9 protein-coding genes are annotated in these 7828 nt (G+C 40.6%); 2 read left to right on the top strand and 7 right to left on the bottom strand.

Annotated elements, in window-relative coordinates:
• Window positions 1-281 precede the first annotated feature (281 nt).
• The 7 genes from ACWXWT_RS19165 to ACWXWT_RS19135 form a co-directional block, all read right to left on the bottom strand.
• On the bottom strand, window positions 282-530 hold the full coding sequence (locus ACWXWT_RS19165; RefSeq protein WP_456043173.1) for a hypothetical protein: 249 nt from the start codon (window positions 528-530) through the stop codon (window positions 282-284).
• An 11-nt stretch (window positions 531-541) separates the two neighbouring features.
• Window positions 542-1369 carry a hypothetical protein gene (locus ACWXWT_RS19160; protein WP_456043172.1) on the bottom strand — a complete coding sequence of 276 codons (828 nt, stop codon included), beginning with the start codon at window positions 1367-1369 and terminating at the stop codon, window positions 542-544.
• A complete protein-coding gene (locus ACWXWT_RS19155; RefSeq protein ID WP_456043171.1) occupies window positions 1366-1746 on the bottom strand; it encodes a hypothetical protein in 381 nt (126 codons plus the stop codon). Before ACWXWT_RS19155 ends, ACWXWT_RS19160 begins: the two co-directional genes overlap by 4 nt.
• Window positions 1739-2278, bottom strand: a complete 540-nt coding sequence (locus ACWXWT_RS19150; protein ID WP_456043170.1) for a hypothetical protein — start codon at window positions 2276-2278, stop codon at window positions 1739-1741. Before ACWXWT_RS19150 ends, ACWXWT_RS19155 begins: the two co-directional genes overlap by 8 nt.
• A gap of 120 nt (window positions 2279-2398) precedes the next feature.
• On the bottom strand, window positions 2399-2935 hold the full coding sequence (locus tag ACWXWT_RS19145) for a GDYXXLXY domain-containing protein (protein WP_456043169.1): 537 nt from the start codon (window positions 2933-2935) through the stop codon (window positions 2399-2401).
• The gene (locus tag ACWXWT_RS19140) at window positions 2935-4197 is read right to left on the bottom strand and encodes a DUF4401 domain-containing protein (protein ID WP_456043168.1); all 1263 of its coding nucleotides are present in this window, start codon (window positions 4195-4197) and stop codon (window positions 2935-2937) included. Before ACWXWT_RS19140 ends, ACWXWT_RS19145 begins: the two co-directional genes overlap by 1 nt.
• Window positions 4194-5309, bottom strand: coding sequence for a DUF2157 domain-containing protein (locus tag ACWXWT_RS19135; protein ID WP_456043167.1), 1116 nt, complete (start codon window positions 5307-5309; stop codon window positions 4194-4196). Before ACWXWT_RS19135 ends, ACWXWT_RS19140 begins: the two co-directional genes overlap by 4 nt.
• Window positions 5310-5666: 357 nt before the next feature.
• On the opposite strand from ACWXWT_RS19135, the gene ACWXWT_RS19130 reads away from it, so the two are divergent.
• Together ACWXWT_RS19130 and ACWXWT_RS19125 are read left to right on the top strand one after the other, a co-directional pair.
• Entirely contained in the window at window positions 5667-7292 is a 1626-nt protein-coding gene (locus ACWXWT_RS19130) for a methyl-accepting chemotaxis protein (protein ID WP_456043166.1), read from the top strand.
• An 89-nt stretch (window positions 7293-7381) separates the two neighbouring features.
• Window positions 7382-7630 carry a DUF3297 family protein gene (locus ACWXWT_RS19125; RefSeq protein ID WP_456043165.1) on the top strand — a complete coding sequence of 83 codons (249 nt, stop codon included), beginning with the start codon at window positions 7382-7384 and terminating at the stop codon, window positions 7628-7630.
• Window positions 7631-7828 lie beyond the last annotated feature (198 nt).

Genomic DNA, 7828 nt, shown 5'->3' with positions numbered 1-7828 from the left:
GGCAAGGCAGATGATTGAAGCGAATAGTGATCCTCGGTAACAAGCTCCTGCGTTACTCTACCTCCAGCATCTGACCGCCATGGAGGGTGGGAATGTGTTATTTTTTATGGAAAAAAATAGACCATGCCGTCGTATTTTGAAAGCATCTAACGAAGCATAAAGGACTTTGAAACCCGCCAGAATCTGAACTGACCAAATATTTAATGAATATGGCTTGTTTATGGCTTGGACAAAAGAGGGGGCTTTATTGCCCCCATCGTGATTTATTATTTATCCCGAACTTAGGTTATTGACGTTATGCACTTGGCTAACCAAGCGTTATTGTGCTCGTTACGCTTTGCTTCAATAACTCCGTAACCATAAAGTTCTATTCTTTGGGCGACAACTTGTAGGGCCAATGTGTAATCGCCCATGGTATTAGCATTTCCCTGTAGTGTTTGTATGTCTAAAAAAATAAAATATTTAATGTCACCTAAGGCGTCGGTATTGAGAAGGGTGTTATCCCATTGTGTGGCTGATATTTCATCCATTACTCATTTCCTTATAGTAACCCAACAACGTAAGCGGCGGCGTTATCAATTAGTGGGCTGTTACCAATTGTTAGTGCGAAAGTCTCACGGTCTTTAATAAGTGTTTTTTTAGCTTGTTCCAATAGCGCTAATTGGGCCTTGTCGATAGGTTTACCATTATGAGTGGCAGCACGATGATGTTGCATTTCATTGAGGGCTGTAATGCTGCTTTCTACTAAATTTAGGTATTCTTGTACCCCACTAAACCCAGTAGGTAACGTTGTTACTTTTTTATCGGAAATGTTTGTTATCACGTTATTGCCATTTTGGTCCATACGATAAAACATCATCTTACTGACATCGGGTAGCAGCTGACTTAATTGGTCTAGTTGGGTGCGTAAGGCTAGTGCCTCTTTATCGTTTATTTTTGCTAACGTGCTGTATATATTTTGAATTAACATTTTTTTTCTAACGTTCAATTCTCCTAACGATCCACTCGCTAAACCGTTAATCGCCAGAATGCTGTCTGCAGAGGCATTTTTAGCGGCTTGCCCTGTCATAAATGAACTGTTGATGGTGGTGGTGCCAAACTTATACCAGTCATCGCTCGATTTGCGTGATAATTCAAAGTCGCTTACAACACTTGTGGCGTTACCCGTTGCTTCATTGGTTTTAGGGGTGACGACGACAGTTCGAGTTTTGACACCGATTGTGCCTTGTAAAGGTTGTTGGGGGTCTGTGGTGCGAGATTCTAGTGCAATGCTGTTGCGTTCGGAGTGATGGTAAGTCACTGCATTACTGCAACCGACTAAAGATATTAATCCCAAAAGAGATAAAATGCTTAAGCTAATATTTTTCATTGGTTATCTCCGCTACTTCCTTGCGCTATTTTGTTATCGCCATAGACTTTTTTACGCAGTTTGGTGACGGCATCTGGTTTTACTGCAAGTTTTTCCGCGGGTTCCCCAGAGGCAACAAACTCAGAAATATTCATATCATCAAGCCCTGTGATTTCTACTTTATTAACAGAAAACAAAGACATGGCATCCGATTCTTTTGTTTTCTTTGGCACTATGGCATAAACATCTCTATCGTAACCAAGCGACATTTTATTGCTGCCCTCGGTACTGGCGGCAAGAGTTAACCCTAAAGATGTTTCTTGTACATAGACTAAATGGTTTGATTCACAACCGGCTAAAAGGACAATGAGTAATGGCCCTAAAATGAGTTTATTCATTAATTGTGCTCCTATTGTTATTGGCTACATTATTGACTGCGCAAATATCTGTATCGTGTTTTTCAGTTGTTAAATAATAGACAGAAACTGAGTCTTGCTTATTAATACTCAGCATTTTTTGAGAAGAGATACCAAGGTTTAATCGAACATGCTTGAAAGACATTGCTAGGCCCAGGCCTGTTTGTTGTGTGTTAACCATAACAGGCTCGTTTGCATATGTGAGCTTGGCGGTTGGTGTAACGGTAGGTGGGGTAGGGTTGAGTATTTGCTTGAGGCATAGCTCTTGATCATCACTTATCACGGGGTAGATGAGTTGCTGCCGAATGTGCCCGAGTTGGAGGCCGAAACCCAGTATTGTGAAAAAATGTAAGCCAGAGGCTTCATAGGTGACTATTTTTGAATTGCTGGAAAGCTGGGTATGAGATTGACTGCCAAAGCCGACATTATTGATGGAACAACCACCGCATAACAGCATGGTTGCCATTATGGTTAAGCTAAGCTTACGCCGATGTTGATACGCTATGATTGGCATCGTCTTCCTTTCGATGATAACGAAGAGCTTTTACGCTTCCATTGCTTATAATTTAGTCTATATGTTGTGGAGTGCCAAGAAGAAATGAATAAATCTGTTAACGTCAATTTTCGCCACGGCTTAAATCCGCTTAAAGTCTTTGTCTATCATGTTACTGAGCAGCAATTGCCCTGTTTGATTGACTCTAAATTCGCCATATTTTGATTGTTCAAAATCTGCAGCTCGGCCTTCTTGAAAGAAAAAAGCATTACTGGCTAATTTGACCCTGCCGTCTCGCACACGATATTGAATGAGCCGTTGATCAGCTGTTAAGGTTACGCCCTGATATAGGCCATCGAACTGGGCAACTCGATGCTTGTCGAGTGTCACAATAAAAAAGCCATCATGGTTATTTTGCGTGCTTGAGTGTTGATTAACTGACAGGATAATCACTCTCGCGATGTCATAATTTAGCGCCATGTAATCGCCCTGCATTAAGGAGCGTGGATCGACAGGGGCCAGTTCAAACAGTATGACTTCGCCATTGGCTAATAGTTGTTCTTGTTTAAATATCTTGTAGTTAATGAGTGCGAGTATTACTAATGCCGCAATAATTGCCCATAGTGACCGCTTACTTAGCTGACGTGAATTAAGCAAGGTGTTGTTATTCGATGTCATTATGGTTGCTCCTTGTTTTGTATTCTTGTTGCTGGAGTCGTTTCAATTACAGCGCTAACGTCTTCTGTATCCGCAGTTGGATCCATCAATCCAACTTCATCATTATTTTCAGCCCCATTTTTAGAACCATTTTCTGCACTAATAGCAGCCGTATTTTCGACCCTATTTTTGGCGCAATCTTTGGCTTTAGCGATCATGGCCAATCTGAGCAGTATTAACACTATGCCACTGGCCATTAACCACAATGATTTATCAAACAAGTCTATGTGGAGTGAGTAGTAATACAGGCTGATAAAGGCGAGTAGGGCACACACCGAAAGGATCACTAATTTGCGTTCGTTATAGAAATAGCCCAGCAATAACATGAGTAGTGCGGCGCTTAATCCACTCATTGGAATTGAAAGTAGACCAATTAGTATTGCAATGATGATGACTAATAACTGGCTGCGAAGATGTGGGGCTAACGCTTGGTTGGTATGAATGTCGCGGTGTAACTGTTTAACAATGCGATTAATTAACCATAGGGCAGATAACACGCTAATGCTAATAGCAAGATACTGACTTATGTTTGAGTCAAACGCGATTAACACGTTGGGCAGGTCCATCATTTTACCCATATCTGACAACACAAAATTTGCCAATAACAAATTGATGGCAACAGCGTAACCTAACATTCTTATACGTTGATAATGTTGTGGCCATTGGTAAATGTGTGACCAGATAAACAATAAACTCAGTACTAACATTGGTAAGACGAGTAGCGTTAATTGGTTGATGACTAAAATAGCTAACAGGCTGGGTACTAACCCTACAGCGGCGACAAATTGGTTGGATTTGTGGCGGATGATCGCCCAATGAATAGCAAATGTGACAACATAAATTAACGCTATTAGGGTATCGTTGCTCGACTCTAATCTATCGTAAACCCCCAAAAGCCACAGTATTTGTCCACACAAGCTAAAAGCAAATACCATTTGCAAAACAAACTCTTGGGAAGTTGCGTTAATGCGATAATAAAGTAAACACCCTACGCTTAATGCGGCACCTAAGCCGATAAATGATTGCTCAATATCGCCTATAATCGATCCGCTAACCATTACACAAGCTAATAGAAACTGTGCTGCAACCCAACCACCAATAATTTGCACGGCAATAATGTACCAAGGGCTTGCTAATACTGCATCTGGTGCCGTTTCAGTGGTGACGAGCTGCTTATTAAGCAGCGTTTGCCATAATGCGCCGCTGGGCTCTATTTTACTCATATGGCTGCCTCATCTTGCTGCGTTACCATTTGGTTGAATTGTTGGTGCCATTTTTTGAGCCAATATAAACAGCCACTGGTTAGGCCTACTATCACCATAGCAATTAGAAAAAAACTCGTTGTCGAGTCGTTAGACTCAAATAGTGTTTTGGATAGTCGTGTGACAATAGCGGTACTCACGCTGGTTAATACTAATGTGAGTGGGTATAAGGCGGGTGAACGATAACGATACCAAACAAATATACTGGCCATAATGACCAGATACAGTAACGCATAATAGGCAACATATTCGCTGGCGCTGTAGTGATAATTGAAGTCAAAAATGACCCAAATGATTAACCAGGTGAACCCGCTCACGCTAGCAAGTAAGCTGCTTGCTTCAACCATGGGGCAATTAAAATGCAATTGTCCACGCCATTTACAGCGTTTAGCTAAGGTAAATGTTAGGTGAATCGCTAGGTTTGCTAAGCTGAAAACAGCAATTTGTTGAATGTCTTCAAGTAGAAAACTAAATATAGATGCAAAGGATTGAAGATATAACCCTAAGCTGATGTTGAGTAATACCACCATCAATAACCACAACAGATCAAAACCAGCGATGTAAGCAAAGGGTAGAATTAACACCGCCCAAATGGCAAATAGTTGCCAAGGGTCGGCGCCTGTTTGGTAGGTTTGCCCCACCAATGCCAGTAATGCTCCGAGCATAATACTGGCCCCGAGTAACATTGCATTGGCTAAGCTCCAGCCATAAGTCTGTTGAAAGTATTGGTTGGGTTGATCATGCAGGTTATGTTGGCCGTCGGGCTGTAAAAATGATTTTTTACGCGCGCGGTTAGCAAGATAAAATCCGCCAATAAACAAAGTAAATATGGTTTCGACTATGGCAAATTTACTGAGGTGCGACAACGCATCCCAGTTGAACGCCATGAAAAATATTACCCCAGCACCCAGTAATAGTACACCGAGATAGAGCAATATATTGGCTATAAATTGTCGCCACATTGAAGCGCTTGGGTATGGAGACGCAACTAACATTGCAGTGCTAAAGTGGCGGGGCTCGATTTTTCCGCCTAAAAACCAATGCCATATGGTTGAACGTTTTTGAGTCATCATCCCTTAGTCCTTGGGGGCAATCGTATTAATTGTCGATCCGTTTAGAGCACCTCACACTTTATAATTTAAGGCGCATTAATGTATCAATAGTAACGCCCTTTTATGTTATAACAATCCCATTAAATATATATTTACTGGGATTGGTATTACATCTACTTGAGTCTGAAAAGGGTATTTTTTGAGGCGGAAGGGGCGCTGTAGGATTTGACTCAATAGTGGTTAATTATGCGTGAAGGTTGATGTGTTTTTTGCGCAATAGCTTTTGTTCGAGACAACAACTGACATTATCAATCACGCTCAATCCGTTTGTTCAATAACATATTAATTTCAATACAATATCAGTGTAGGGTTTTAGAAATGAGAATAATTAGTCGCTTGTACTTTGGGTTTGCAACCTTACTGGTCATTATGGTTGGTATTACCTTGTTTGGTTTGGTAAAAATTAGTATTGCAGATAACAATCTAACTAGATTATCAGAGCAAACCGCTTTTGAGCAGCGCCAAGCAATTAATTTTAGGGGAAGTGTGCACGATCGAGCTATTTCTATTCGGGATTCAGTTTTGGTTAATAGTAAAGATTTATCAAAAGAGCACCAGAACGATATTACTCGCCTCAATAGTTATTACCAAACAGCCGCAAAAAAGCTTGATGTTATGTACCAAAAAGTGCCACATAACAATGATGAGTTAGCACTGTTGCAAGATATTAAAGGTATTGAAACTGAAACATTAACATCAACCACAACCTTATTTAATCTCATTAATACTGGTCGAAATGATGCTGCCGCAGAATATCTACTCGACACCGTTTCACCTTTATACAGTGATTGGCTGAAAAAAATTAATAAGCTTATCGATTACCAAGAATCACAAATACAATTGCAGGTGTCTACTGCACTTGAACAAACCTCTAGCTTCCAATCCGTTATGCTTGTGGTGACTGCAATAGCATTAATGATAGGCAGTTTAGTTGCTTTCACTTCAGTAAAACGTTTAAAGAATATTATTGGCGGTGAGCCAGAATATGCCGCTAATGTTATCCAACAAATAGCATCGGGTGATTTAACTGTAAAATTAACGGTCATAGCACCAAATAGTATTTTATGTGCTGTTCAAGATTTGGCTGTTAATTTATCGGAGATCACTAAAAATTCGATTTCAGCCGCTGGAGAATTATTATCTTCATCTAAAGATTTGTATCAAACGGCAAAAGAAAATGAGCATTTGATTAATAATCAAAAATTAGCAACCGATCATGGTGCCGCAGCCATTACCCAAATGTCGACCACAGTGGCAGAAGTTGCAAACCATACCAGCGAAGCTGCAATGTTAGCTAAAACAGCAACGAACGAGTTTAATACAGGCCAAAATGAAGTCAGTAAAACTCAAGTCGATATTGATGCATTGGCTAAAAAAGTCAGCGAGGCAGCCGATATTGTTAACCTGTTATCTGAAGACAGCAAAGAGATTGGTTTGGTGTTGGATGTGATTCAAGGTATTGCGGAACAAACAAATTTATTGGCATTGAATGCAGCTATTGAAGCTGCTCGCGCGGGAGAGCAAGGCAGAGGCTTTGCCGTTGTTGCCGATGAAGTCCGTAATTTGGCTCAACGCACACAAGAGTCTACTCGCCAAATCCAAGTTGTGATTGAAAATATGCGCACCAGCTCTATTAAAGCCGTTACGGTAATGGATGAAGGCAAAAACCAAGCTATTGCAAGTGTTGAACAGGCTAAATGTGCGGGTGATTCATTAGTCGCAATTAATGTTTCGGTTATAAAAATAAGTGAGATGAATACCCACATAGCAACCGCTGCAGAACAGCAATCGCAAGTTGCTGCAGAGATAAACCAAAACTTTAGTGAGATCACCAATTCTTCAATGTTGGCTCAACAAGAAGCGGTAAAAATTACTGAGGCCAGCCATCAACTTGCTGCGTTGGCTCAAACATTAGAATTAAACGTCAAACAATTCAGAACTTAGGTGTAACGCATATTTTTGGTGGAGGCTCTTGAGCCTAAGGCCGCTATTGCCTACAATAACGCACGTTTTATTAACTACAGTATACAACAATGAACGACACTGCATCTAAACCAGCTTTACCTGATCGTCTTAGCGTTAATCCACGTAGCCCACATCATGTGGAAGCCATTTTCGAACACGAAATTGGTATTTTATTTAATGGTAAAGAGCGTAATGATGTAGAAGAATATTGCATCAGTGAAGGTTGGGTTAAAGTTGCCTCACATAAAGCATTAGATCGTCGCGGTCAACCGCTTACGATGACAGTAAAAGGCAAGGTTGAAGCGTTTTATAAGTAAGACTGATTACCTTTTATTTATGGTTAAAACGAAAGGCTAGCCGAATGGGCTGGCCTTTGTTTTTTTTAATTATTTAATACCAATCCTATTAAATATGTGATCTTTCAGCGGGAGTTCAAAGTGCTGTAGGCAAGGCAGATGATTGAAGCGAATAGTGATCCTCGGTAACAAGCTCCTGCGTTACTCTACCTCCAGCAT

It is taken from the genome of Shewanella sp. A22, assembly GCF_053850585.1.
Note: the sequence above shows the minus strand (reverse complement) of the source record. Positions and strands in the feature narration are given on the sequence as shown.

Bases quoted from the DNA above. Each gene is read 5' to 3' on its own strand.
- ACWXWT_RS19165 (WP_456043173.1), bottom strand. From the start codon at position 530: ATGGATGAAATATCAGCCACACAATGGGATAACACCCTTCTCAATACC.
- ACWXWT_RS19160 (WP_456043172.1), bottom strand. From the start codon at position 1,369: ATGAAAAATATTAGCTTAAGCATTTTATCTCTTTTGGGATTAATATCT.
- ACWXWT_RS19155 (WP_456043171.1), bottom strand. From the start codon at position 1,746: ATGAATAAACTCATTTTAGGGCCATTACTCATTGTCCTTTTAGCCGGT.
- ACWXWT_RS19150 (WP_456043170.1), bottom strand. From the start codon at position 2,278: ATGCCAATCATAGCGTATCAACATCGGCGTAAGCTTAGCTTAACCATA.
- ACWXWT_RS19145 (WP_456043169.1), bottom strand. From the start codon at position 2,935: ATGACATCGAATAACAACACCTTGCTTAATTCACGTCAGCTAAGTAAG.
- ACWXWT_RS19140 (WP_456043168.1), bottom strand. From the start codon at position 4,197: ATGAGTAAAATAGAGCCCAGCGGCGCATTATGGCAAACGCTGCTTAAT.
- ACWXWT_RS19135 (WP_456043167.1), bottom strand. From the start codon at position 5,309: ATGATGACTCAAAAACGTTCAACCATATGGCATTGGTTTTTAGGCGGA.
- ACWXWT_RS19130 (WP_456043166.1), top strand. From the start codon at position 5,667: ATGAGAATAATTAGTCGCTTGTACTTTGGGTTTGCAACCTTACTGGTC.
- ACWXWT_RS19125 (WP_456043165.1), top strand. From the start codon at position 7,382: ATGAACGACACTGCATCTAAACCAGCTTTACCTGATCGTCTTAGCGTT.